Genomic DNA, 23339 nt, shown 5'->3' with positions numbered 1-23339 from the left:
ATCTTTTGATTTTTTTTTTTAAGATCAAAAGATCGCAGCCTTCGGCAGCTCCTACAGGGGGGTCGGTTTAGCGCAGGTTTCGCCATTTTCTGAGCAGTTTCACGGTTAATCCCGTGTTGATCAGTGCAAACGCCAGTAACGCCAGTACGACCATTACGTACAGCGTGCGATCCACATCAAAATCCCACAAATCCAGCGTGCTGCTGCGAATAATCCCCACCGCGGCCGGCAGGTTGACGTAAAACAGCGCCATAAACGCGCACGTCAACGGCAGCGCCCGCCCGTAAACAGCCTCCCGAACCTTGTCCCTGCTGCGTTTTCTGTTCAGCGGCCCCGACTGGTATTCATCAAGCGCCAACGCCTCACTGAGGGCCGGCCAAGCCAGATTGAACATGAACGTGGTCAGGGTCAGCAGCAAGCCACTGACCGCGACGATGTCACTGAACGGCATTGAGCCCCAGCGTCGTGCAGAGCAAGTCGTGGGAATCCTCGCTGATCTCGAACTGCCCGGCGCTGCCCTTGCGCTTGGTGATGGGTTTGAAGGTTGGCTCGTTCTGGGTGATGAGCATGTTCAGCTCATCGCGAATCACGTCCGAGCTGATCACCACCAGATACACGGTCTGCGCATGTTCAGCCGTCTCGATCACCGCACGCATGCTGTGCTGGAGGATGTCGTCGAGCTGATTGCGAAAGCGCGACACCGTGTTTTTCAGCAGGGTTTTGCTTTGACTCTGGGTCAGCTGGAAGATCGTCGAGATCTGCGACTCGGTCGGCAGTGTCTGCCCGAAGTAGCTTTGAATCAGATAAAGCAGACGATCCTGCTTGGCCTCGTCAGCACGGCTGGGCATGCCGCCCTCGACCAGCATTTTCAGGTATTCGGTCAGGCTGGCCTTGGCGATACGCTGCAGGGCGTGGGCGATTTCCGCGTCGCCGATGCGCAAGGTTTTCTTGACCGGTTCCTTTTGTTCCAGCTCGAAAGCGTCGGCGTCGATCGTGAACGAGATCTGCATGGCTCAGGCGCTCCGGATTTATTTTTTGTTCGAGGGCGTGATGACCTCGGCGCTTTTGATGTCGGCAGGCTTTTCCGGATATGGGTCTTTGATCGCATCACCTTGGCCGGTGAGGATTTTCCAGCCATTCAACGCATGTGCTGTTTTGCGAAATTGCGGGCACGGTGGCATCGAGGTTTTGGCTTGATTGGAATACTGATGGCCGCAATCGACGCACTCGTAAGTGCCAGGGGAAACATCGCTGCCGTAAGGGACGTAATCTTTTTGCATGGGTAAATCTCCGGTGGATGAAGGGAAGATTCTAGGGAGATTTGTTCGGAGGGAATGTCGGACGTTTCGCTGAGTTATGTCGGACGTTTCTTGCGCGCATAAAAAAGATCGCAGACTTCGTCAGCTCCTACAGGGACTTCGTACAAAACGACGTTTCTGTAGGAGCTGCCGCAGGCTGCGATCTTTTGCTGTTCAGCGATTACCGATCAAGGACGCTTGCGATTGCTGATCAACGTACCCACACCAGTATCAGTGAAGATTTCCAGGAGGATCGCGTTCGGCACACGACCGTCGATGATCAACGAACTACCGACGCCGCCCTGAACCGCTTCCAGCGCGCAACGGATCTTCGGCAGCATGCCGCCGTAGATGGTGCCGTCGGCGATCAGATCGTCGACCTGCTGGGTGCTAAGGCCAGTCAACACGGTGCCCGACTTGTCCATCAGGCCGGCAATGTTGGTCAGCAGCATCAGCTTTTCGGCTTTCAACGCTTCGGCCACTTTGCCAGCGACCAGGTCGGCGTTGATGTTGTACGACTCGCCGTTCTCACCCACGCCAATCGGCGCGATGACCGGGATGAAGTTGCCTTTGACCAGCAGGTTCAGCAGTTCGGTATTGATCCCGACCACTTCGCCGACCTGACCGATGTCGATGATTTCCGGTTGAGTCATCTCCGGCGTCTGGCGGGTCACGGTGAGCTTCTTCGCACGAATCAGCCCGGCATCTTTACCGGTCAGACCGATGGCGCTGCCGCCATGGCGGTTGATCAGGTTGACGATGCTTTTGTTGACCTGACCGCCCAAAACCATTTCGACCACGTCCATGGTCGCCGCGTCGGTGACGCGCATGCCATCGACGAAGTGGCTTTCGATCGACAGGCGCTTGAGCAGATCACCGATCTGCGGGCCGCCACCGTGCACAACCACCGGGTTGATGCCCACGGCTTTCATCAAGACGATGTCGCGGGCGAAGCCGGTTTTCAGCTCCTCGCTTTCCATCGCGTTGCCGCCGTATTTGATCACCAGGGTCTTGCCGACATAACGTCGGATGTAAGGCAACGCTTCGGACAGGACCTGGGCGGTATGGGCGGCGGCTTCGCGTTCGAGGGTCATTCAGGGCTCCGGGTGGATCAGAACGGTAGTTGGAGATCAGGTGCAACGCGTTTCAGTTGGGCGTGGAACACGTCCTTGATGCGCTGCAATTCAGCCTCGTCATCGGCCTCGAAGCGCAGCACCAGCACCGGCGTGGTGTTGGATGCGCGCACCAGGCCCCAGCCTTTGGCGTAATCGACTCGCACGCCGTCGATGGTGGTCAGGTCAGCGCCTGCGCCCCACTGTGCGTCGTGCAGTGCATCAATGATGCTGAATTTGCTCTCTTCGGTCACATGGATATTGATTTCCGGCGTAGAAATATCGTTCGGGAAGGTCGCAAACAGCTCTTCCGCGGTGGATTTTTCCTTGCTGAGGATCTCCAGCAGGCGTGCAGCGCTGTAGATGCCGTCGTCGAAACCGAACCAGCGCTCCTTGAAGAAGATGTGCCCGCTCATTTCGCCGGCCAATAGCGCGCCGGATTGTTTCATTTTCTTTTTGATCAACGAATGGCCGGTCTTCCACATTAGCGGACGACCACCGTATTCCTTGATCAGCGGCACTAGGCGGCGGGTGCATTTGACGTCGAAAATGATTTCCGCGTCCGGGTTGCGCGCAACCACGTCACGGGCGAACAGCATCAGCAGACGATCCGGGTAAACGATGCTGCCGGTATTGGTCACCACGCCGACACGGTCGCCGTCGCCGTCGAAAGCCAGGCCGATATCAGCGTTGGTTTCTTTTACTTTGGCGATCAGGTCGACGAGGTTTTCAGGCTTGCCCGGATCCGGGTGATGGTTCGGGAAGTTGCCGTCGACTTCGCAGAACAGCGGGATGACTTCGCAGTTCAGCGCTTCGATCAGCTGCGGGGCGATCACGCCGGCCGCGCCGTTGCCGCAGTCGACCACGACTTTCATGCGTCGCGCCAGTTTGATGTCCTGAACGATTTCGGTGTTGTAGCGGTCGAGGATCTCGACTTGGGTGACGCTGCCGGTGCCGCTGCTCAAGTTGTTGGTCTTGAGGCGCTCGTGCAGGGCCTGGATCTGTTCGTTGGCGAGGGTGTCGCCGGCGATGACGATCTTGAAACCGTTGTAGTTCGACGGGTTGTGGCTGCCGGTGAGCATCACGCCGGACTTGCCGGCCAGCACGTTGGCGGCGTAGTACAGCGCCGGCGTTGGCACCAGGCCAACGTCGCTGACATGGCAGCCGCTCTCGGCGATACCGCGAATCAGCTCGGCAACCAGCTCAGGACCGGACAAGCGACCGTCGCGACCGACGGACACGTTTGGTTCACCCTGAGCCAGGCTCTGCGAACCGATGGCGCGACCGATCCAGTAAGCGGTTTCGGCATTGAGGAATTCCGGCACGGTGCCGCGAATGTCATAGGCGCGGAAAATGCTGTCGGGCAGCTTCGGGGCGATCTTGGCTGGGGTGCTCATCTACGGAAATGCTCCATCTCGAAAGTGGCGGGACAGACCGACGAATCGTTCGACGGCAGGCTCAAACTGAAGGGTATGACGGCGTTTTCCACTGAGAGTTCGTGGTATGAAAGGGCCATGACGCCTCGGCTGGCGTGGCTTTCGGCCGGCAAAACCTTGATTTACGGTGTTAAAACCTGTCGCACAAATTGCACAAATTTCCCCTGTAGGAGCTGCCGAAGGCTGCGATCTTTTGACTTTGTTTTTTAAGATCAAGATCAAAAGATCGCAGCCTGCGGCAGCTCCTACAGGAGATGTGTTCGGTTATTTGGTGCCGGTGTGGCCAAACCCGCCGGTGCCGCGTTCGGTTTCGACGAACTCTTCAACCATTTCGAAGTGCGCCTGTACCACCGGTACCAGCACCAATTGCGCCAGGCGTTCGCCGACGGTCATGGTGAAATCGCTCTGGCCACGGTTCCAGCAGGACACCATCAGCGGGCCCTGATAATCGGAGTCGATCAGGCCGACGAGGTTGCCCAGCACGATGCCGTGCTTATGGCCCATGCCCGAGCGCGGCAGGATCAGCGCGGCGAGGTTCGGGTCGCCGATGTAAACCGACAGACCGGTGGGGATCAGCACGGTTTCACCCGGCTTGATCACGATGTCCTGATCCAGCATGGCGCGCAGGTCGAGGCCGGCGGAGCCCGGGGTGGCGTATTGCGGCAGCGGGAAATCGGTGCCGATGCGTGGGTCGAGGATCTTGGCTTGCAAAGCGTGCATGTAAATTAAACCTGGTTCAGACGTTCGGCGATAAAAGTGACCAGTTGGCGAGCGATCTTGCTCTTGCTGGTCTGGGCGAAAACCGTGGCGTGCAGCGCACGGTCAATCACGCTGCAGGCGTTTTCTTCGCTGTTGAAACCGATACTCGGGTTGGCGACGTCGTTGGCGACGATCAGATCGAGATTCTTGTCCTTCAGCTTGCGTGCAGCGTAGTCGAGCAGGTGTTCGGTCTCGGCGGCAAAGCCGACACTGAACGGACGGTCGGGACGGGTCGCAATGGTGGCCAGAATGTCTGGGTTGCGCACCATTTGCAGGACGAAGCCGTCACCGCTCGTAGGATCTTTCTTGAGTTTTTGCGGGGCAACGACTTCCGGGCGGTAGTCCGCAACCGCTGCCGAGGAAATGAACACGTCACACGGGATCGCGGCTTCGCAAGCCGCGAGCATGTCGCGGGCGCTGACCACGTCGATACGCGTGACGCGATCCGGCGTCGGCAAGTGCACCGGGCCGCTGATCAGCGTGACGCGGGCGCCGGCTTCCACCGCCGCCTCGGCGAGGGCAAAGCCCATTTTCCCGGAGCTGTGGTTGGTGATGTAGCGCACCGGGTCGATGTTTTCCTGAGTCGGGCCGGCGGTAATAACGACGTGCTTGCCGGTCAGCGCTTCGCGCTGGAAGCAGTCCGCCGCGCATTGCGCCAGATCGGTGGCTTCCATCATCCGGCCCATGCCGACGTCGCCGCAGGCCTGACTGCCCGAGGCCGGGCCGAAGGTCTTCAGGCCACGACTTTCAAGGAGTTGCAGGTTGGCCTGGGTCGCCGGATCGCGCCACATCGCCTGATTCATTGCCGGCGCGACAGCGACGACAGCGTCAGTGGCGAGTACCAGCGTGGTCAGCAAATCATTGGCAATGCCCTGTGCCAGACGCGCGAGCAGGTCGGCGGTGGCCGGGGCGATCAGCACCAGATCGGCCCACTTGGCCAGTTCGATGTGGCCCATCGCGGCTTCGGCGGCCGGGTCGAGCAAGTCGAGGTGCACCGGGTGGCCGGACAGTGCCTGCATGGTCAGCGGGGTGATGAATTCGGCGCCGCCGTGGGTCATGACCACGCGCACTTCGGCGCCCTGATCGATCAGGCGACGAACCAGATCGGCGCTCTTGTAGGCCGCGATGCCGCCGCCGACGCCCAGAACGATGCGTTTCCGATACAGCCGCTGCATAGGTCTGCCTTTCATTTCGTGGGTGACATACGTGGCGAAACCCCCTCCCCAGGGTGAATTCGCCCGCAAAAAAGATGGGCTAAGATATCACAGCGACCGCTACGGAACAGCGGCGCCCACAGACAGGGAAGTGCTATGAGTATTCGCGATTGGCCTGCGGCGGAACGCCCGCGGGAGAAGCTGCTGGAACAGGGTTCGGGAAGCCTTTCCGATGCTGAATTACTGGCGATTTTTTTGCGCACCGGGGTCTCTGGTAAAAGCGCGGTGGATCTGGCGCGACATCTGTTGAACCAATTCGGCAGCCTGCGGGTTTTGCTTGAAGCCGATCTGGCAGCGTTCAGTGAACAATTGGGCCTCGGCCCGGCGAAATATGCCCAACTGCAGGCGGTGCTGGAAATGGCGCGCCGGCATCTGGCCGAGCGCATGCGCAAGAAACCGGCGCTGGAGAATCCGCAAGTCGTGCGCGATTACCTTAAAGCGATGCTTCGGCATGAGCCCCATGAGGTATTTGGCTGTCTGTTTCTCGACTCAATGCATCAAGTACTGAATTTCGAGGCGCTGTTTCGCGGTTCGATCGACAACACCAGCGTGCATCCCCGAGAAGTCGTAAAGCGCGCTTTGGCCAATAACGCCGCCGCCGTGATCCTCTGCCACAACCACCCGTCGGGCAGCACTGATCCCAGTCAGGCGGATCGATTGCTGACCAAGCGTTTGCAAAAGGCGCTGGAGCTGATTGATGTACGGGTGCTCGATCACTTCATCATCGGTGACGGCGAGCCGCTGTCGATGGCGGAGTGCGGCTGGATGTAGGTTTAACAAGAACCGCAAAACCCTGTGGGAGCTGGCTTGCCAGCGATGGCGGAATTTCAGGCGGCAATAGTGTTGAATTTGCTGCCGTCATCGCTGGCAAGCCAGCTCCCACAGGGTTTGTGTTGTTGCGGTTATTTGAGGTTGACCTTGGAGTAGTCCTGGCGGCCGAACGGGCTGACGGCGTAGCCCTGCACGTCTTTGCGCGTCAGCGCGTAAGCGGTCGGGTGCGCCAGCGGCAACCACAACGCCTGCTGCTGAATCTGCGCCTGCGCCTGCTCGTACAGCTTGGTGCGTACACCTTGTTCGCTGGTGGTCTTGCCGGCGCTGATCAGCTTGTCCAGATCGGCATTGCAGTAGCGCGCGAAGTTAGTCCCCGACTTGACTGCCGCGCAGGAAAACTGCGGCGTGAGGAAGTTATCCGGGTCGCCGTTATCGCCGGCCCAGCCCATGAACAACAGATCATGCTCGCCAGCCTTGGCGCGACGAATCAGCTCGCCCCACTCGATCACGCGGATCTCTGCCTGAATGCCGATCTCTGCCAGATCCGACTGCAGCATCTGTGCGCCGAGGCTTGGATTCGGATTAAGCAGGCTGCCCGATGGGCGCGTCCAGATGGTGGTCTGGAAACCGTCCTTCAATCCGGCCTTGGCCATCAGCGCCTTGGCTTTGGCGATGTCGTGCGGGTAGCCCGGCAGGCTTTTGGCGTAGCTCCATGTGTTCGGCGGGTAAGGGCCGTTCGCTGCTTCGGCGGTATCTTCAAACACAGCCTTGATGTAGTTGGCCTTGTCGAAGGCGAGGTTGATCGCCTGACGCACTTCCGGCTTGTCCAGCGGCGGGTGCTGGCTGTTGATGCCAACGAAAGCGGTCATGAACGCGTCAGTTTTTTCGACTTTCAACGTCGGCTCTTTCAGCGCGGCTTGTACGTCGAGTGGTTTCGGCGACAGGGCGATCTGGCACTCGTTACGTCGCAGCTTTTGCAGGCGCACGTTGGCGTCCGGGGTGATGGCGAAGATCAGCGGATCGACTGCAGGCTTGCCACCGAAGTAGTCCGGGTTGGCCTTGTAACGGATTGCCGCGTCTTTCTGGAAGCGGTTGAACACGAACGGGCCGGTGCCGATCGGTTGGCTGTTGAGCTTGTCCGTCGCGCCGACCTTCATCAGTTTGTCGGCGTATTCGGCAGAATAGATCGAGGCGAAGCCCATGCTCAGGGTTGCCAGGAAAGTCGAATCTGGATGATCAAGGGTGAAGCGCACGGTCAGCGGATCGAGGGCGTCGATCTTCTTGATCAGTGCTGGCAACTGCATCGACTGCGCATGCGGGAAACCGCTTTGGGCGACTTTGTGCCACGGGTTCGCCGGGTCGAGCATGCGGTCGAAACTGAATTTGACGTCTTCAGCGGTCAGCTCGCGGCTCGGCTTGAAGTAATCGGTCGTGTGAAATTTCACCTGCGGATGCAGTTTGAACACGTACGTCAGGCCATCGGTGCTGACTTCCCAGCTGTCGGCCAGGCTCGGCACGACTTTGCCGCTGGCGGTGTCGAAATCCACCAGACGGTTCATCAGCACGTCGGCCGAGGCGTTGGTGGTGGTCAGCGAGTTGTATTGCACCACGTCGAACCCTTCCGGGCTGGCCTCGGTGCAGACGCTCAGCGCGGCGGCCTGGGCCAGAGGGCTCAGCAGGAGCGGGGCGAGCAACAGGGGTAGGGCAGCGAGGCGCATGGTCGGTTTCCTTTTACAGATCGAAGGCCCATCTGCAAGTGCAGTCTGGAAAAGGCCTACCCTAGAGGGCTGGATTACAAATGACTATCCCCTTTTTGCATTTTAAGGGCACAGTGATGGCGGTTTTTCAGACCACGGCGCTGCGCAAAAAGTCTGAAAGCCGTGTGCGGATGATTTTCTTCGACGAGTGGTAAAAACCGGTGCCGGCCTTTATCCAAAGCGTTCGCAGGTCGAAAAAACGCTTTTTTGTGGATTGATTGCACACGGAAAGTTGTTGCACCCCGGTCTTTCTGGTATAAAGCAGCGCTCTTTTCTAGGGGCCCGGTTCCTTCACTGTAGGTGTAGCCGGTAAGACCTCTAAAGAAACGCGGCGCCTGGCGCCAAATGACTGAGAGATTAAGCGGCCAACCCATGCCGGGTTGGGCATGTGGTTTTAGAGGGCTGAGGCATGTCGAGAGTATGTCAAGTTACCGGTAAGGGTCCGGTGACTGGGAATAACATTTCCCACGCAAACAACAAAACCCGTCGTCGTTTCCTGCCGAACCTGCAGCATCACCGCTTCTGGGTTGAAGAAGAGAAACGTTTTGTGCGTCTGCGCGTATCTGCCAAAGGCATGCGCATCATCGACAAGCGTGGCATCACTGTCGTGCTCGCCGAACTTCGCCGCGATGGCAAGATTTAAGGGAGCTAATCATGCGTGAATTGATTCGTTTGATCTCGAGCGCCGGTACTGGTCACTTCTACACTACCGACAAGAACAAGCGTACTACCCCGGACAAAATCGAGATCAAGAAATATGATCCGGTTGTTCGCAAGCACGTGATCTACAAGGAAGGCAAAATCAAGTAATTGATTTTTCCCGACTTACGAAAAAGGCCCGTATCTCACGATACGGGCCTTTTTTGTTGCCTTGGATTTCTGTGGTGTCTGGTCTGGCCTCATCGCTGGCAAGCCAGCTCCCACAGGTTTTTGTGTTGAACACAATTTTGTGAACACCAATTTCCCCTGTGGGAGCTGGCTTGCCAGCGATAGGGCCGGATCAGCCAGCAAAAATCCTCAAGCCTTTTGTTCGAAGATCACATAGACCTTGCGGCAAGCCTCCAGCACTTCCCAGGTGCCTCGAAACCCCGCCGGAATCACAAAGCGGTCGCCAACACGCAACGTCTTGGCATTGCCATCGCTGTCACGCAGCACCGACACGCCCTGCAAAATCTCGCAATATTCATGTTCGGTGTAGTTCACCGTCCACTGGCCAACCGCGCCTTCCCACACGCCAACGCCCATCTGCCCACAAGGGCTGTCGTATTGATGGAACACAGCTTGTTCAGGATCACCCTTGAGCACTTTCGCCGGATCCGGGCGATAGCGTTCGGCTTCGCTGCTGGTCAGGCTGATGTCGACGACGTTCTGGATGTTCATTGTTGTTATCCCCCGTGAATACGGCGCGATTGGCTGGAAAGGGCCAAAGTCTATGTTGATTAAAATCAACACCGCAAGGCCGTATGGCCACCTTATGTCAAATATATTGAAACAACCCCGGCCGCTGGTTTAGGGTGGCGGGTGCCTCTGGCCGAAAAACCGGCTGGCCGGGCAGAATTCTTGAGGACGCTGGCGAAGATCGCGCGGCGCTCGTATTCAACAAGCGGAGGACACTCGAAATGACCACCCTGACTCGTGCCGACTGGGAACAACGCGCCCGCGACCTGAAAATCGAAGGCCGCGCCTACCTGAATGGCGAATACACCGACGCCGTCTCCGGCGAGACCTTCGAGTGCATCAGCCCGGTCGATGGCCGTCTGCTCGGCAAAATTGCCAGCTGTGACGCCGCCGACGCGCAGCGCGCCGTGGAAAACGCCCGCGCTACTTTCAATTCCGGCGTGTGGTCGCGTCTGGCACCGACCAAACGCAAAGCCACCATGATCCGTTTCGCCAGCCTGCTCAAGCAGCACGCCGAAGAATTGGCCCTGCTCGAAACCCTCGACATGGGCAAGCCGATCAGCGATTCGCTGTACATCGACGTTCCGGGCGCGGCGCAAGCGCTGAGCTGGAGCGGTGAAGCGATCGACAAGATATACGACGAAGTGGCAGCGACGCCGCACGATCAACTCGGTCTGGTAACCCGCGAGCCCGTCGGTGTGGTCGGCGCCATCGTGCCGTGGAACTTCCCGCTGATGATGGCCTGCTGGAAACTCGGTCCGGCGCTGTCGACCGGTAACTCGGTGATCCTCAAGCCATCGGAAAAATCGCCGCTGACCGCCATCCGCATCGCGGCGCTGGCCGTTGAAGCCGGTATCCCGAAAGGCGTACTCAACGTGCTGCCGGGCTACGGTCACACCGTCGGCAAGGCGCTGGCCCTGCATAACGATGTCGACACGCTGGTGTTCACCGGTTCGACCAAGATCGCCAAGCAACTGATGATCTACTCTGGCGAATCGAACATGAAACGCGTCTGGCTGGAAGCCGGCGGCAAGAGCCCGAACATCGTTTTTGCCGATGCGCCGGATCTGCAAGCCGCTGCCGAATCCGCCGCCAGCGCCATCGCTTTCAACCAGGGCGAAGTCTGCACTGCCGGTTCGCGTCTGCTGGTCGAACGTTCGATCAAAGACAAATTCCTGCCGATGGTGATCGAGGCGCTGAAAGCCTGGAAACCGGGCAACCCGCTGGATCCGGCGACCAACGTCGGCGCGTTGGTCGACACGCAGCAGATGAACACCGTGCTGTCGTACATCGAATCCGGTCATACCGATGGCGCCAAACTGGTCGCCGGCGGCAAGCGCATTCTTCAGGAAACCGGCGGCACTTACGTTGAGCCAACGATTTTCGACGGCGTGAGCAACGCGATGAAGATCGCTCAGGAAGAGATCTTCGGGCCAGTGCTGTCGGTTATCGCTTTCGATACCGCTGAAGAAGCCATCCAGATTGCCAACGACACGCCGTATGGCCTGGCCGCTGCGGTGTGGACACAAGACATCTCCAAAGCGCACCTGACCGCCAAAGCGCTGCGCGCCGGCAGCGTGTGGGTCAACCAGTACGACGGCGGCGACATGACCGCACCGTTTGGTGGTTTCAAACAGTCGGGTAACGGCCGCGACAAGTCGCTGCACGCGTTCGACAAATACACCGAGCTGAAAGCGACGTGGATCAAGCTGTAAGCCGTTAAGGGAGCCTGGTCACGCCAGGCTTCCAGACGAAACAGAGATCCTCTGTGAGAGCGGGCTTCCTGCCAAACAGATATCCCCTGTGGGAGCGGGTTTCCTGACCAAACAGATATCCCTGTGGGAGCGAGCTTTTGTGGCGAGGGGATTTATCCCCGTTCGGCTGCGAAGCAGTCGCAAAATCAATGCGCGCGGTGTACCTGATACATCGCGCTTGCAGGTTTTGGGGCCGCTACGCGACCCAACGGGGATAAATCCCCTCACCACAAAGGCTCGCTCCCACATTTGTTTGATGTGGCCTCCAATAATAATTATCCACAGGAGCGTGGACCATGCGTTGGGCGACGTATTTCGCCGTGTTGGCGTCTGTCTTGAGTGTCGGCCTGGCCCTGGGGGTCAGCATGCCGTTGGTGTCGTTGCGTCTGGAGGGATGGGGTTACGGCTCTTTCGCCATTGGTGTGATGGCGGCGATGCCGGCGATTGGCGTGTTGCTCGGCGCGAAGATTTCCAGTCATCTGGCGGCGCGCTTCGGCACGGCCAACCTGATGCGCCTGTGCCTGTGGGCCGGGGCGTTGTCGATCGGTCTGCTGGCGCTGTTGCCGAGTTACCCGATCTGGCTGCTGCTGCGGCTGATGATCGGCGTGATCCTGACCATCGTGTTCATCCTCGGCGAGAGCTGGATCAATCAACTGGTGGTCGAGAACTGGCGCGGTCGCTTGGTGGCGCTGTACGGCAGCAGTTATGCGTTGAGCCAGTTGTCTGGCCCGTTGCTGCTGGGCGCGCTCGGCACTGAAGACGATTACGGGTTCTGGGTCGGCGTCGGCCTGCTGCTGGTTTCGCCGTTGCTGTTGTTGGGCCGCAGCGGTGCGCCGAGCAGTGAAGCGAGCAGCGTGACATTCCGCGACCTGTGGGGTTTTGCTCGCGACCTGCCGGCGATTGCCTGGGCGGTGTCGTTGTTCGCGGCGTTCGAGGCAATGATCCTGACGCTGCTGCCGGTGTATTGCCTGCAACAGGGATTCACTGCTGAGATCGCTTTGGCGATGGTCAGCACCGTGGTGGTCGGTGATGCATTGCTGCAATTGCCGATTGGCGCGTTGGCCGATTACCTGTCACGACGTACGTTGTTTGCCGGTTGCGCGGTGGTGTTGATGCTGTCGAGTCTGGCGATTCCGCTGTTGCTCGATACGCTGTTGATCTGGCCGTTGTGGGTGTTATTTGGCGCCAGTGCAGGCGGCTTGTTCACGCTGTCGTTGATTCTGATTGGCGAGCGTTATCGCGATGATGCGCTGGTGCGGGCGAATGCGCATATCGCACAGCTCTGGGGTGTAGGATGCCTGATCGGGCCGTTGGCGGCGGGGGCGGGGAGTCAGTGGATCAGCGGACATGCGTTGCCGCTGCTGATGGCGATCGGCGCGTTTGGGTTGGTGATTCTGCTGTTGCGCCAAGGCGCATTCGGCCCGGTGACCGAACCTGCTTAACCCCGACTCTGAATCGAGTGATTACCTTGTGGCGAGGGGATTTATCCCCGATCGGCTGCGCAGCAGTCGCAAAACCGGTGAACTCGATATATCTGAAACACCGAATATTTTGGGGCCGCTTCGCAGCCCATCGGGGATAAATCCCCTCGCCACAAAAGCCCTCTAAATCCAAGATCTTTGTTGGATTACAACATGCGTTCCAGGCCGACGCTGGTGCTGAACCACGCATTGAACCGTCGCCACCAACTCCCCGGCTCCTTGCTCAGCGTATGCATCTGGCCATTGTCTTCAGTGACCCAGACAATCTGGCCATCCTGCAATTTCGCCTGATAACTCAACGCCGGCGCCATACCTTGCAGCGCCAGCTCACGCACATGCTCAGCCAGCTCCGGACTGTCCACCAACACCCCGACCTCGGTGTTCCACAACACCGAACGCGGATCAAAGTTGAACGAGCCGATAAACGATTTCTGCCGGTCAAAAATCATCGCCTTGCTGTGCAAACTCGAATCCGAGCCACGGAACGACTTGCTGTAAAACACATGCGGGCCGCTGCCATAGTTATCCCCAGGCTGGCGGCGCAGTTCATACAGTTTCACACCGTGCTCCAACAGTGCCTTGCGGTACGGCGCATAACCGCCATGCACCGCCGGCACATCGGTGGCCTCCAGCGAATTGGTCAGCAGGCTCACGGAAACACCCGCATCGGCGCGCCCGGTCAGGTACACCAGCCCCGGTTGCCCCGGCACGAAGTACGCCGAAATCATGATCAGCTCTTTGCTGACGTTCTTCAGTTCCGGCGCCAGTTGCGTGGTCAGCAGCAATTGCGGGTCAGGTTCGTCCTTGGCCAGCACCTTGCTCGGCGCATCCCACAATGCCTGATTCCACGCCCAGATCAGCTCGTTGCGCCAGATGTCCATGCGCGGCTCGGTGGTGAAGGTCATCAGCTGCTGATACAGCGCGTGATTCTGTTTGCGGGTTTCTTCCAGCGATTCTTCCAGGCGCGTGCGGGTGTTCTGCAAGTCTTTGGCGGTCGGCTTGCTCGAGAGAAATTCTTCGATTGGTTTGCTCAGCGCGCTGTTCCAGTACTGGTCGAAACTGTGCCCGAGCTGCTCGGCCACCGGCCCCATGCTGAGCATGTCGATGTCGGTGAAATTCAGGTTCGGCTCGGCATCGAAATACTCATCGCCCAGATTGCGCCCGCCGACGATGGCCGCGCTGTTGTCCGCCAGCCACAGTTTGTTGTGCATGCGCCGGTGTTGCAGCGACAGGTTGAACAGGCGCCCGGCCGCGCGGGTGACGCCGGTGCTGCGGCCTAGGTGCAGCGGATTGAACAGACGAATCTGGATCTGCGGATGCGCCGCCAGCGTGGCGATGATCTGGTCGAGGCCATCGCTGGTGGTGTCGTCGAGCAGGATGCGTACGCGCACGCCACGGTCGGCAGCCTTGAGCAGTTCCTCGACGAGCATTCGCGTGCTGACGCCGTCGTGGACGATGTAGTACTGCAAATCGAGGCTGACCTGCGCGTGGCGGATCAGCTCGGCGCGGGCAGTGAAAGATTCGGTGCTGTTGGACAGCAGGCGGAAGCCGGAGCGGCCTTCATACGGCGCGGCCTGAGCCTGAATCGAACGGCCAAAAGCCGAGCTGCTGGCCGGCAAGGCCTGGCTGGGTTCGCGTTGCACATCGACACTGGCGCACCCGGCGAGGGACAACACGAGTATCAGAAGCAGGAGAGGGCTGGATCGCAAGTCGGATCATTCCGCGTGTGAGTAGGGATCGGAGTATGGCACGGGTTATGACCGTCATCGGCAACGGTTGATTCAGGAAAAATCTGCGGTCGTAAACAGCCGGGCTTGAGCGCCGTGTAGGCAATGACCGACGGGCAGGAAATGAGAATTTCTGAAGTAGGGCATTTCTCCTACTCCTGTCAGCTACGGCCTCAGGCGAATTTTCTCTGGGTGCTTTGTAACTTCGTCTTACATCGGAAACGGGGGCAAATCGCAATAATGGCCGGGCGTTGTCAGGCAGGAAATTTCGCTATTTCTCGCCAGACAGAACGCTTCTTGCTGTCGTCCTTTTAATTCTTACGGAACGAGAATTTCTCATGAAAAAGCTTTTCATCAGCGCCACGGTGGTGGCTACGTTGTTGCCTGCTCTTGCTCTCGCAGAAAGTGCCAGCCTCACGGTTAGCGGCACGATTATTCCTACCGCGTGCACGCCAAGTTTTGCCGGGGGCAGCCTTGTTGATCTGGGCAAGATCTCGGCGGCGGATTTGAATGCCAATGTGCAAACCGAGCTGGCTTTGAAAAACATTACGCTGAGCATGACCTGCAATGGGCAGGTGCCGGTCGCCGTGAAAGTGCACGACAACCAGGCGGCGACGCAGTTACAAGGCATCACCATCGATGGCCGCGCAGAAGATATGTACATCTACGGCATGGGCGCCGCCAGCGGGGTCAAGATTGGTGGTTACGGCTTGCGTCATGGCACGCCAACGGTGGACAGCGCAGCGATGAGCCTCATGTACCAACAAGGTGGCGGAATTGGTGGGCCAACCTGGAATCAGCCGAGTTCGACGCTTGTCGGCAAAAACGCTTCCAGCGGTGGTTATCTGCATTATTCCTGGGGACGCAGCATCGCTGAAGGCCCAAGCAACGGCCGCATCCACACCCTCCCAATGACATTGGTTCCAGTCGTCGGCCCGGCGAATGCGCTGCCTACAGGCTCGGACATCACTCTGGACGGCTCCGCGACGTTCGAGCTGGTTTACCTCTGAGTCCAGGGATGTCGTGAGCACACTCTCGACCTGATCAAACACGCGCCGCAGTCCTTGCGGTGCGTCGTTTTTCTGCGCCATAGGCGCACCTTTTTACGTTTGTGTTTCAACGATGGGCCCTTGCGCCGACGGTGCGAAAAATGGGGCGCCAGGGAATCGTCATGCCTCAAATTCAACGTTTTTCGACCACCGCCCTGATGGCGGTGCTGCTTCTATCGAGCGCAACATCCGTGGCGGACGCCGCCGGCATGGTGCCGCAAACGCCGATCCTGATTCTCGAAGAGTCCACCGGCGAAGCCAGTATCAACATCACCAACACTGAACCGCTCCCGGCCCTCCTGCACACCAGCATTGAAAATGTCCCGGAAGACACCGAGCTGCTGTTGCTGCTGACCCCGCCGGTGGCGCGGGTGGAAAGCGGTGGCACGCAACTGGTGCGATTCATTCTGCGCAGCGCCGAGCCGCTGCAAACCGAGCGCCTCAAGCGGGTGATTTTCGAAGGCATCCAGCCGCTGGAAAAGGGTAGCAACGCGCGGGTCAGCCTGACCGTAAAACAGAACATTCCCGCGATTCTGCGCCCGAAAAACCTGCCCATCGAACGCCAGCCGTGGACGCTGCTGAAGTGGTCAGTGCAGGACACCCAACTGCAGGTCAGCAATCCCAGCCCTTACGTGGTGCGGCTGGCCAATACCGTCAATCTGTTGCCCGGCGAGGCTTCGGTGGATCTGGGCCGCAGCTACATTTTGCCCGGGGAAAAACTGCGTCTGACGTCCGCATCGCCGCTGCCCGCGACGGCGACTCAGGTGCGTCTGTACCCGGCGACGATGTACGGTTTCGCCGCGGGCAATTTCGATGCACCGCTGGTGACCGGTGAATGAATTACCGTCACAGACTCGCGCTGCTCAGCCTGTTGGCGTCGGCGAATGCCTGCGCCGAGTCGGTCACTTTCGACCCGAACGTGTTGCGCGCCCGTGGGCTCGATCTGCAACTGGCGGAATACTTTCAGGACGCGCCGCGCTTTCAGCAGGGGGCGCATTCGGTGTTGCTCAGCGTCAACGGTGTGCCGAAAGGACGAGTGCTGGCGACGTTCGACGAGCAGGGCGAGTTGTGCACCACCGAGACGTTGCTCGAACAGGCAAATATGCGCGTCGAGGCGCTGCCGAACCTTGATTGCACGCGCTTCGTCGACAGCTTCGACGGCGTGATCGCGCGGCTTGATCCGGGCAAGGAACAGATCGAACTGCTGCTGCCCACCGGGCTCGTGGCGCCGACGGCTGCGGCGCGTCGCAACTACGCGCACGGTGGCAGCGCTGCGCTGTTCAACTACGACGCGCTGGTGCTGGGCAACGAGTACGTTGGCCAGACCACACACTACCGCAGCCTCAACACCGAGCTGGGTTTGAACATCAACGACTGGGCGCTGCGCAGCCGTCAGTCTTACGCGGCGTTCGATGGCAGCAGCCAGACCGAGCATCTGTATGCCTACGCTTCGCGCACTTTCGAGTCGCTGCAAACCAACGTGCAATTCGGTCAGCTCAACATGGCCTCGCCGTTGTTTGCTGGCGAGGCTTTCACCGGTGTGCAGTTGCAGCCTGAAGCCGCGTTGAGGGAGCTGGAAGCAGACAGTGAAGGCGCCCACGTCGAAGGCATCGCCTATTCCGCCGCTCGGGTCGAGGTTCGGCAGAACGGCGCGCTGATCTACACCACGCTGGTGCCGCCGGGGCCGTTTTCGCTGGTGGGGTTGCCGCTGCTCAGCCAGAGTCTGGATCTGGACGTCACCGTATACGAAGAGGATGGCCAGCAACGCAGTTTTATCGTTCCCGGAGACAGCCTTGGTGGTTTGGCGCCGGGCCGCCAGCCGGGTTTCGCGGTGACGGCGGGACGTGTTCGTCGCTATGCCCGCGATGATCGCGACGCGCCTGATTTCGTCGCGGCGAGCAAGGATTGGCGTTTGGCCGCCGGCAAGCAACTGACGGCAGGCGCGATGCTCGGCAGCGACTATCAATCGGCCGGGATGGCGCTGCAAATTCCGTTGTTGCCGCGCACGGCGCTGGGGTTGCGACAGGTGGTGTCCCGCGCCCGTCGCGAAGACCAGTTGGGCGCGCAGTTCCAGCTCAGCCTGAGCACGGCGCTGACCGAGCGCGTCTCGGCTAACCTGTCGGTCACTCAGCAAGTGCACGGTTTTCGCACGTTGTCCGATACCACGTGGAATCGCGACACCGATCAACCGGATCAACGCATTCGCAACCAGATGACCCTCGGGCTCAGCGGTGCGAGTCTGTTGTTGGGCTCGTTTTCCGGTGGATTTTCACGCTTCACCGATTTTGAAGATGACACCAGTTCGCGCCTCAGCGCCTCGTGGTCACGGATGTTTCAGCGCACCAGCGTGTCGTTGAGTCTTGAGCGTGACATGGGCGGTTCGGCGCATGACAGCCGTGGTTTTGCGACCTATCTGACGGTCAGCGTGCCGATGGGGCGCAACGGCGCGCTGCGCAGTTTTGTCCGCAAGGACGACCTCAGCGGCACCCGCAGCGGCTTGCGTCTGAATCAGCAGATCAACGACGCCGTGGCCTACAGCGCCACGGTCGAGCGCCCGGAAAACGGCGAGGCGGATGTCAGTGGCCGGCTCAACTTGCTGCCGCGTTACACCCAGGTTGATCTGGGGTATTCGCAGCGCGGCTCCGGTTCGACCGGTTACGACTTCGGCGCACGGGGCGGCGTCGCGCTGCACAGCGAAGGCCTGACTTTATCGCCCTACACCGTGCGCGAGACCTTTGCCTTGCTCAAGGCCGGAGATGCCGCCGGGGTCAAGTTGCGCACGCCTTACGGGCCAGTGTGGACGGACGCCGCCGGGCGCGCGGTGGTGGCCAGCGTGCCGGCCTATCGCAACACACGGGTGGAGATCGACACCGCGAGCCTGGCGCGCAATGTCGACGTGCTCAACGGCTACCGCGAGATCGCAGCGGCGCGCGGTTCGGTGCAGCGGCTGGAGTTTCACATGGTCACGTCCCGGCGCGTCTTGCTGCACGCACACACGGCCGATGATCAAGTCGTCGGCAAGGGTTTCGGCGTGTTTGATGAGCAGGGCCGCTACGTCACCAGCGTGCTCGATGACGGACGGATTTTTCTCTCCGACATTCAGGCGGACGCTGCGCTGCACGTGCAAAAGGCCGATGGCTCGCGCTGTCATCTGACCTTCGAACTGGCTGAAGAAGCCGATCCCGATGACCTTTACGAATCTGCGTCCGCGCGTTGCAGTGACGCGTGATTGAGGAATTATCCGATGACTGTTTTCAACGTTTCGAGCGTGGCAATGCTCTGGCTGTGCTGCACGGCGGCGTGGGCGCAGGACCAAGCGTGCGAGGTGCGAGTCAGTCCACCCGCGTTTGATTTTGGCCTGACCGACCGGGGCGCGTTGTTGCAGCAAAGCGCCGGAGCCAATGAGCTGAGTTTTGGTAGTCGCCGGATTCAAGTACAGGTCGTTTGTGATCAGACGTTGCCGCTGGCGCTGCGTTTCGATGCGCCGGGCGCTGATGGCGAGCGGTATCGCTTCGGCATTGGCACGTTGCGGCTCAAGGTGATGGCGGTGCGAGTCGACGGTGTCGCCACACAGAAAGCGGCGGGGGAGAGCGACGTGTTGCGCCCCGGCGAACGCCTTCTGCCGCTGTTGGCGAGCGGCAAGCGGATGGATGTCGAGTTCGAGGTTGAGGGGCAAATCAGCAACGAGGCCAGCCGGGTCGCGGATCTGACCCGACTGGATGGCGAAGGCGTGTTCAGACTGGACTGATTTCGGACTCGGCGAGCAGTTTGATCGCCGCCGCACCGACCTTGCGCACAGCCTCTTCAATCTGCGGTGTCGGCTTGGCCGCGTAATTCATGCGCAAGCAATTACGGTACTTGCCCGAGGCGGAAAAGATGCTGCCAACAGCAATCTGTACGCCTTGGTCGAGCAGCGCACGATTCAGTTTCAGCGTGTCGAAACCTTCCGGCAATTCGACCCACAACATGAAGCTGCCTTGCGGGCGGCTGGCGCGGGTGCCGGCGGGAAAATAGCGGGTCACCCAATCGATCATCACATCACGATTGCGCTGGTATTGCGTGCGCATCCGCCGCAAGTGCGGTTCGAAATGGCCGGATTTGAGAAACTCGGCAATCGCAATTTGCGGCTGCGGCGCGGTTGAGCCAGTGCTGATGTATTTCATGTGCAGCACGCGCTCGAGGTATCGCCCCGGCGCGACCCAACCAATCCGCAGTCCCGGCGCCAAAGTTTTGGAAAACGAACTGCAGAGCAGCACGCGGCCGTCTTCATCGAAGGATTTGATCGTGCGCGGGCGCGGGTAGGTGTAGGCCAGTTCGCCATACACGTCGTCTTCGATGATCGCCACGTCAAAGCGTTGGGCGAGGGTGAGCAGCGCACGTTTGCGCGACTCCGGCATGATGTAGCCGAGCGGGTTGTTGCAGTTCGGGGTGAGCTGGATGACCTTGATCGGCCATTGTTCGAGCGCCAGTTCCAGCGCTTCGAGGCTGATGCCGGTGAGCGGGTCGGTGGGGATTTCCAGGGCTTTCATGCCGAGGCCTTTGAGGGTCTGCATGGCGCCGTGGAAGCTCGGCGAATCCACCGCGACAATGTCGCCTGGCTCGCAGATCGCGTGGATGCTGGTGGACAGCGCTTCGTGACAACCGGTGGTCACGACCAGATCGCTGGCGCTCAACTGGCAGCCGGAATCGAGCATTAACCGGGCGATCTGCTCGCGCAGTTCGAGGGTGCCGTGGATGTTGTCGTAATACAGACCGGGCATGTCCTGACGGCGGCTGATGCGGGCGAGCCCACGCAGCAGCGGCTTCATGGTCGGTGAACTGATGTCGGGCATGCCGCGACCCAATTGCACGACGTCCTTGCGCGGCACGGCGCGAATCAATTCCAGCACCTGATCCCACTGCGAAATTTCCACTGGCCGCTGCGCCGGACGGCCGACGGCGGGCAACTCCGGCAGCTCGCGACCGACAGGCACGAAGTAGCCGGACTTGGGCTTCGGCGTGGCCAGGCCACTGTCTTCGAGCATGCGATAGGCCTGCTGCACCGTGCTCAGACTGACCCCGTGTTCAACGCTCAAGGCGCGCACCGACGGCAAGCGGTCGCCGGGGCGATAGAAGCCTTGTTCGATGCGCGTGCCGAGCAATTCGGCGAGGTTTACGTAGAGGGTCATGGCGCTGCCTCGGTGCAGAAGATTCGGAAGACCAGTACAGATGCGAGATAAATCGTCAATTCAGTCTACAGAGCGGCAAATCTGTATGGAGTTAATACAGTTGCTTTGAATCTGTAACGGTTTTGCTCACCCGCGCATCATGGAATCTCTGGCTACCCAAGTAAACAGGAGCGACAAAAATGAACGGCTTGAGCGATGTGCGGCTGACGTTACACAGTCAGGAACTGGCGGCAGGGCAGAAGGATCGTGCGCGCAATGAAATCATGCGTAACGCACCGTCCGGCCTAAGCCGCTGGGGTCTGATGTGGCATCGCCTGCACACGCGCAGGGCGTTGTTGAACCTGACGGCGGATCAGCTCGAGGACATCGGGTTGACGCGTGAGCAGGCGCAGGAGGAGGGGGTGAAACCGTTCTGGCGGATCTGAGATCTGTATTGTTCTTGCGGGCCTTATCGCTGGCAAGCCAGCTCCCACAATGTTTTGTGTGAACACAAATGTTGTGAACATTCACGATCACTGTGGGAGCTGGCTTGCCAGCGATGGCGGCCTCAAGCACGCCGCAAAACCATCAGACCAACTCTTTTAGGCGATGCCACAACATCCCCAACGCCAACAGCGGCGAGCGCAAATGCTTGCCGCCCGGGAAAGTGATGTGCGGCACTTTCGCAAACAGATCGAACCCGCCGCTGTGCTGCCCACTGATCGCCTCAGCCAGCAACTTGCCCGCCAGGTGCGTGGCATTTACCCCATGCCCGGAATAGGCCTGGGCGTAATACACGTTCGGCTGATCATTGAGCCGGCCGATCTGCGGCAGACGGTTCGCGCCGATGCCGATCATCCCGCCCCACTGATAATCGATTTTCGCTCCAGCGAGCTGCGGGAACACTTCGAGCATCTTCGGCTGCATGTACGCAGCGATGTCTTTTGGATCACGCCCCGAATAATGGCAGGCGCCGCCGAACAGCAAGCGACGATCCGCCGAGAGTCGGTAGTAATCCAGCGCCACCCGCTGATCACAGACCGCCATGTTTTGCGGCAGCAGGTTGTGCGCCTGCTCTTCGCTCAACGGTTCGGTAGCGATGATATAGCTGCCGGCAGGCAGGACTTTGCCGCTGAGTTGCGGATTCAGATCATTGAGATAGGCGTTGCAACCGAGCACTAAAGTCTTGGCTCGAACCGAGCCCTGAGCCGTGTGGACTTTGACCTCGGGGCCGTAGTCGATACGGGTCACTGCTGAGTGTTCAAACAGTTTGACGCCCAATTGTTGCGCAGCAGCCGCTTCGCCCAGCGCGAGATTGAGCGGATGCAGATGCCCCGAACCCATGTCGATCAAACCACCGACGTAGCGCTTGGAACCAACCACGGTGTGCATCTCGCTGGCTTGTAGCAGGCGGGTTTCGTAGCGATAACCGAGGCCGCGCAACTCCTCGGCGTCTTCGGCAAAACCTTCGAGGTCGGAAGGTTTGTTGGCGAGGTCGCAGTAGCCCCAGGTCAGATCGCAGGCAATCTGAAAACGCTCGACGCGCTGGCGAACGATTTCCACCGCCTCCAGGCCCATCAGTTTCATCTCGCGTACGCCGTCGCTACCGACGACGTTGGCGAACTGATCGAGACCGTGGCCGACGCCGCGAATCAACTGCCCGCCGTTACGACCGCTGGCGCCCCAGCCAATCTTGTGCGCTTCCAGCAACACCACGCTGAGACCGCGCTCGGCCAGTTCCAGCGCCGTGTTCAGTCCGGAAAAACCGCCACCGACCACGCAGACGTCCGCTACGACTTCACCTTGCAGCGACGGATGATCGGGTTGCGGCAGGCTGCTGGCGGCGTAGTAAGAGGCAACGTGGGGTTGGCTCGCGGGGGAGTGGGCGCGGGCGGTCATGGGCAGGATCCTGAGACGGGGGTGTCGAGAAAATTTGACGGAGCATAAGCCGCACGCCCGAACGGGGGCAACACTGGTCGGCCTGCGGTGTCTGGATCACGGCTTTTGCGGCACAATTGCCGCCTATTTCACCATGGTCACCGCTTCAATGAGCTGCAACAGCCAGAAAATCCGTACCTTGCGCCAGCAGATCCCCTCGTTCGAGTGCGTGCCCGGCTGCCACGATTGCTGTGGCCCGGTAACCACCTCGCCCGAAGAAATGGCCCGCCTGCCGCGCAAGACTCGCGCCGAACAGGATGCGGCGATGGAGGAGCTGAACTGTGTGCACCTGGGGCCGCAGGGTTGCACGGTGTATGAAGAGCGGCCGTTGATTTGCCGGTTGTTTGGTACGACCAAGACTTTGCCTTGCCCGAACGAGCGGCGGCCGGTGGAGCTGATTCATCCACGGGTAGAGAAACAGATTTTCGAGTACATGGCGGCGAATCGGCAGGTGCTGGTTTAACGGGTTCACTCGGAACCGTGTCGACGCCATCGCTG

General features: G+C 59.8%; 22 protein-coding genes and 1 pseudogene. 11 read left to right on the top strand and 12 right to left on the bottom strand.

Annotated features, from left to right (window positions below):
* Positions 1 to 67 precede the first annotated feature (67 nt).
* The 7 genes and pseudogenes from EJA70_RS06125 to coaBC form a co-directional block, all read right to left on the bottom strand.
* Positions 68 to 451, bottom strand: a complete 384-nt coding sequence (locus EJA70_RS06125; RefSeq protein WP_008086457.1) for a hypothetical protein — start codon at positions 449 to 451, stop codon at positions 68 to 70.
* Positions 438 to 1010 carry a hypothetical protein gene (locus EJA70_RS06120; protein WP_008086459.1) on the bottom strand — a complete coding sequence of 191 codons (573 nt, stop codon included), beginning with the start codon at positions 1008 to 1010 and terminating at the stop codon, positions 438 to 440. The genes EJA70_RS06125 and EJA70_RS06120 overlap by 14 nt, the downstream gene beginning before the upstream one ends.
* Before the next feature lie 18 nt (positions 1011 to 1028).
* Positions 1029 to 1280 carry a hypothetical protein gene (locus tag EJA70_RS06115; RefSeq protein ID WP_008086460.1) on the bottom strand — a complete coding sequence of 84 codons (252 nt, stop codon included), beginning with the start codon at positions 1278 to 1280 and terminating at the stop codon, positions 1029 to 1031.
* A gap of 206 nt (positions 1281 to 1486) precedes the next feature.
* A complete protein-coding gene (argB, locus tag EJA70_RS06110) occupies positions 1487 to 2392 on the bottom strand; it encodes an acetylglutamate kinase (RefSeq protein ID WP_003229488.1) in 906 nt (301 codons plus the stop codon).
* A 17-nt stretch (positions 2393 to 2409) separates the two neighbouring features.
* Positions 2410 to 3786: pseudogene (locus EJA70_RS06105) on the bottom strand (phosphomannomutase/phosphoglucomutase); the annotation flags it as partial.
* Between the two features lie 324 nt (positions 3787 to 4110).
* The gene (gene dut, locus EJA70_RS06100; RefSeq protein ID WP_034152055.1) at positions 4111 to 4566 is read right to left on the bottom strand and encodes a dUTP diphosphatase; all 456 of its coding nucleotides are present in this window, start codon (positions 4564 to 4566) and stop codon (positions 4111 to 4113) included.
* A gap of 5 nt (positions 4567 to 4571) precedes the next feature.
* Positions 4572 to 5780 carry a bifunctional phosphopantothenoylcysteine decarboxylase/phosphopantothenate--cysteine ligase CoaBC gene (coaBC, locus tag EJA70_RS06095; protein ID WP_158830144.1) on the bottom strand — a complete coding sequence of 403 codons (1209 nt, stop codon included), beginning with the start codon at positions 5778 to 5780 and terminating at the stop codon, positions 4572 to 4574.
* Between the two features lie 135 nt (positions 5781 to 5915).
* Here coaBC and radC point away from each other — a divergent pair, with 135 nt between their 5' ends.
* Positions 5916 to 6590 (top strand): DNA repair protein RadC, encoded by a 675-nt coding sequence (gene radC, locus EJA70_RS06090; RefSeq protein WP_158830143.1) that lies wholly within the window; start codon positions 5916 to 5918, stop codon positions 6588 to 6590.
* A 131-nt stretch (positions 6591 to 6721) separates the two neighbouring features.
* Here radC and EJA70_RS06085 read toward each other — a convergent pair whose 3' ends face one another.
* The gene (locus EJA70_RS06085) at positions 6722 to 8308 is read right to left on the bottom strand and encodes an ABC transporter substrate-binding protein (RefSeq protein WP_158830142.1); all 1587 of its coding nucleotides are present in this window, start codon (positions 8306 to 8308) and stop codon (positions 6722 to 6724) included.
* Between the two features lie 448 nt (positions 8309 to 8756).
* Here EJA70_RS06085 and rpmB point away from each other — a divergent pair, with 448 nt between their 5' ends.
* Positions 8757 to 8990: a 50S ribosomal protein L28 gene (gene rpmB / locus EJA70_RS06080; protein WP_007920377.1), complete on the top strand. Its 234-nt coding sequence runs from the start codon at positions 8757 to 8759 to the stop codon at positions 8988 to 8990.
* Positions 8991 to 9001: 11 nt separating this feature from the next.
* Positions 9002 to 9157, top strand: coding sequence for a 50S ribosomal protein L33 (gene rpmG, locus EJA70_RS06075; RefSeq protein ID WP_003177274.1), 156 nt, complete (start codon positions 9002 to 9004; stop codon positions 9155 to 9157).
* A 207-nt stretch (positions 9158 to 9364) separates the two neighbouring features.
* Here rpmG and EJA70_RS06070 read toward each other — a convergent pair whose 3' ends face one another.
* On the bottom strand, positions 9365 to 9727 hold the full coding sequence (locus EJA70_RS06070; protein ID WP_008086800.1) for a cupin domain-containing protein: 363 nt from the start codon (positions 9725 to 9727) through the stop codon (positions 9365 to 9367).
* 239 nt (positions 9728 to 9966) lie between these two features.
* Between EJA70_RS06070 and EJA70_RS06065 the strand changes: the two genes are divergently transcribed.
* Together EJA70_RS06065 and EJA70_RS06060 are read left to right on the top strand one after the other, a co-directional pair.
* Entirely contained in the window at positions 9967 to 11460 is a 1494-nt protein-coding gene (locus EJA70_RS06065) for an aldehyde dehydrogenase (protein ID WP_047596781.1), read from the top strand.
* Between the two features lie 335 nt (positions 11461 to 11795).
* Positions 11796 to 12941: an MFS transporter gene (locus tag EJA70_RS06060; protein ID WP_158830141.1), complete on the top strand. Its 1146-nt coding sequence runs from the start codon at positions 11796 to 11798 to the stop codon at positions 12939 to 12941.
* Between the two features lie 185 nt (positions 12942 to 13126).
* Here the strand turns inward: EJA70_RS06060 and EJA70_RS06055 are convergent, their stop codons facing one another.
* A complete protein-coding gene (locus EJA70_RS06055; protein WP_158830140.1) occupies positions 13127 to 14689 on the bottom strand; it encodes a phospholipase D family protein in 1563 nt (520 codons plus the stop codon).
* Between the two features lie 356 nt (positions 14690 to 15045).
* Here EJA70_RS06055 and EJA70_RS06050 point away from each other — a divergent pair, with 356 nt between their 5' ends.
* The 4 genes from EJA70_RS06050 (at position 15046) to EJA70_RS06035 (ending at position 19504) form a co-directional block, all read left to right on the top strand.
* On the top strand, positions 15046 to 15717 hold the full coding sequence (locus EJA70_RS06050; protein WP_158830139.1) for a DUF1120 domain-containing protein: 672 nt from the start codon (positions 15046 to 15048) through the stop codon (positions 15715 to 15717).
* Between the two features lie 161 nt (positions 15718 to 15878).
* Positions 15879 to 16595, top strand: coding sequence for a fimbria/pilus chaperone family protein (locus EJA70_RS06045; protein WP_158830138.1), 717 nt, complete (start codon positions 15879 to 15881; stop codon positions 16593 to 16595).
* Positions 16592 to 18985 (top strand): fimbria/pilus outer membrane usher protein, encoded by a 2394-nt coding sequence (locus EJA70_RS06040; RefSeq protein ID WP_158830137.1) that lies wholly within the window; start codon positions 16592 to 16594, stop codon positions 18983 to 18985. Before EJA70_RS06045 ends, EJA70_RS06040 begins: the two co-directional genes overlap by 4 nt.
* A gap of 15 nt (positions 18986 to 19000) precedes the next feature.
* The gene (locus EJA70_RS06035; RefSeq protein ID WP_158830136.1) at positions 19001 to 19504 is read left to right on the top strand and encodes a hypothetical protein; all 504 of its coding nucleotides are present in this window, start codon (positions 19001 to 19003) and stop codon (positions 19502 to 19504) included.
* Here the strand turns inward: EJA70_RS06035 and EJA70_RS06030 are convergent.
* Positions 19491 to 20924 carry a PLP-dependent aminotransferase family protein gene (locus EJA70_RS06030; RefSeq protein WP_158830135.1) on the bottom strand — a complete coding sequence of 478 codons (1434 nt, stop codon included), beginning with the start codon at positions 20922 to 20924 and terminating at the stop codon, positions 19491 to 19493. The genes EJA70_RS06035 and EJA70_RS06030 overlap by 14 nt on opposite strands.
* 179 nt (positions 20925 to 21103) lie before the next feature.
* On the opposite strand from EJA70_RS06030, the gene EJA70_RS06025 reads away from it, so the two are divergent.
* Positions 21104 to 21349 carry a DUF1127 domain-containing protein gene (locus tag EJA70_RS06025; RefSeq protein WP_158830134.1) on the top strand — a complete coding sequence of 82 codons (246 nt, stop codon included), beginning with the start codon at positions 21104 to 21106 and terminating at the stop codon, positions 21347 to 21349.
* A gap of 142 nt (positions 21350 to 21491) precedes the next feature.
* On the opposite strand, the gene EJA70_RS06020 is transcribed toward EJA70_RS06025, so the two are convergent.
* Entirely contained in the window at positions 21492 to 22802 is a 1311-nt protein-coding gene (locus EJA70_RS06020) for an FAD-binding oxidoreductase (protein WP_158830133.1), read from the bottom strand.
* Positions 22803 to 22950: 148 nt separating this feature from the next.
* Here EJA70_RS06020 and EJA70_RS06015 point away from each other — a divergent pair, with 148 nt between their 5' ends.
* Positions 22951 to 23304 carry a YkgJ family cysteine cluster protein gene (locus EJA70_RS06015; RefSeq protein WP_158830145.1) on the top strand — a complete coding sequence of 118 codons (354 nt, stop codon included), beginning with the start codon at positions 22951 to 22953 and terminating at the stop codon, positions 23302 to 23304.
* Positions 23305 to 23339: the final 35 nt, after the last annotated feature.

It is taken from the genome of Pseudomonas sp. PB103, from assembly GCF_009764635.1.
In the GTDB taxonomy this organism is placed as follows: Bacteria; Pseudomonadota; Gammaproteobacteria; order Pseudomonadales; family Pseudomonadaceae; genus Aquipseudomonas.
The sequence above is the reverse complement of the archived record's forward strand: the minus strand, read 5'-3'. Positions and strand labels throughout refer to the sequence as shown.

Excerpts from the sequence above, each read along its gene's own strand:
- EJA70_RS06070 (WP_008086800.1), bottom strand. The coding sequence starts at position 9,727 with ATGAACATCCAGAACGTCGTCGACATCAGCCTGACCAGCAGCGAAGCC.
- EJA70_RS06025 (WP_158830134.1), top strand. The coding sequence starts at position 21,104 with ATGAACGGCTTGAGCGATGTGCGGCTGACGTTACACAGTCAGGAACTG.
- EJA70_RS06040 (WP_158830137.1), top strand. The coding sequence starts at position 16,592 with ATGAATTACCGTCACAGACTCGCGCTGCTCAGCCTGTTGGCGTCGGCG.
- EJA70_RS06125 (WP_008086457.1), bottom strand. The coding sequence starts at position 451 with ATGCCGTTCAGTGACATCGTCGCGGTCAGTGGCTTGCTGCTGACCCTG.
- EJA70_RS06115 (WP_008086460.1), bottom strand. The coding sequence starts at position 1,280 with ATGCAAAAAGATTACGTCCCTTACGGCAGCGATGTTTCCCCTGGCACT.
- EJA70_RS06085 (WP_158830142.1), bottom strand. The coding sequence starts at position 8,308 with ATGCGCCTCGCTGCCCTACCCCTGTTGCTCGCCCCGCTCCTGCTGAGC.
- EJA70_RS06050 (WP_158830139.1), top strand. The coding sequence starts at position 15,046 with ATGAAAAAGCTTTTCATCAGCGCCACGGTGGTGGCTACGTTGTTGCCT.
- rpmB (WP_007920377.1), top strand. The coding sequence starts at position 8,757 with ATGTCGAGAGTATGTCAAGTTACCGGTAAGGGTCCGGTGACTGGGAAT.
- rpmG (WP_003177274.1), top strand. The coding sequence starts at position 9,002 with ATGCGTGAATTGATTCGTTTGATCTCGAGCGCCGGTACTGGTCACTTC.
- EJA70_RS06015 (WP_158830145.1), top strand. The coding sequence starts at position 22,951 with ATGAGCTGCAACAGCCAGAAAATCCGTACCTTGCGCCAGCAGATCCCC.
- EJA70_RS06030 (WP_158830135.1), bottom strand. The coding sequence starts at position 20,924 with ATGACCCTCTACGTAAACCTCGCCGAATTGCTCGGCACGCGCATCGAA.
- EJA70_RS06065 (WP_047596781.1), top strand. The coding sequence starts at position 9,967 with ATGACCACCCTGACTCGTGCCGACTGGGAACAACGCGCCCGCGACCTG.
- EJA70_RS06060 (WP_158830141.1), top strand. The coding sequence starts at position 11,796 with ATGCGTTGGGCGACGTATTTCGCCGTGTTGGCGTCTGTCTTGAGTGTC.
- dut (WP_034152055.1), bottom strand. The coding sequence starts at position 4,566 with ATGCACGCTTTGCAAGCCAAGATCCTCGACCCACGCATCGGCACCGAT.
- coaBC (WP_158830144.1), bottom strand. The coding sequence starts at position 5,780 with ATGCAGCGGCTGTATCGGAAACGCATCGTTCTGGGCGTCGGCGGCGGC.
- EJA70_RS06120 (WP_008086459.1), bottom strand. The coding sequence starts at position 1,010 with ATGCAGATCTCGTTCACGATCGACGCCGACGCTTTCGAGCTGGAACAA.
- radC (WP_158830143.1), top strand. The coding sequence starts at position 5,916 with ATGAGTATTCGCGATTGGCCTGCGGCGGAACGCCCGCGGGAGAAGCTG.
- argB (WP_003229488.1), bottom strand. The coding sequence starts at position 2,392 with ATGACCCTCGAACGCGAAGCCGCCGCCCATACCGCCCAGGTCCTGTCC.
- EJA70_RS06020 (WP_158830133.1), bottom strand. The coding sequence starts at position 22,802 with ATGACCGCCCGCGCCCACTCCCCCGCGAGCCAACCCCACGTTGCCTCT.
- EJA70_RS06035 (WP_158830136.1), top strand. The coding sequence starts at position 19,001 with ATGACTGTTTTCAACGTTTCGAGCGTGGCAATGCTCTGGCTGTGCTGC.
- EJA70_RS06045 (WP_158830138.1), top strand. The coding sequence starts at position 15,879 with ATGCCTCAAATTCAACGTTTTTCGACCACCGCCCTGATGGCGGTGCTG.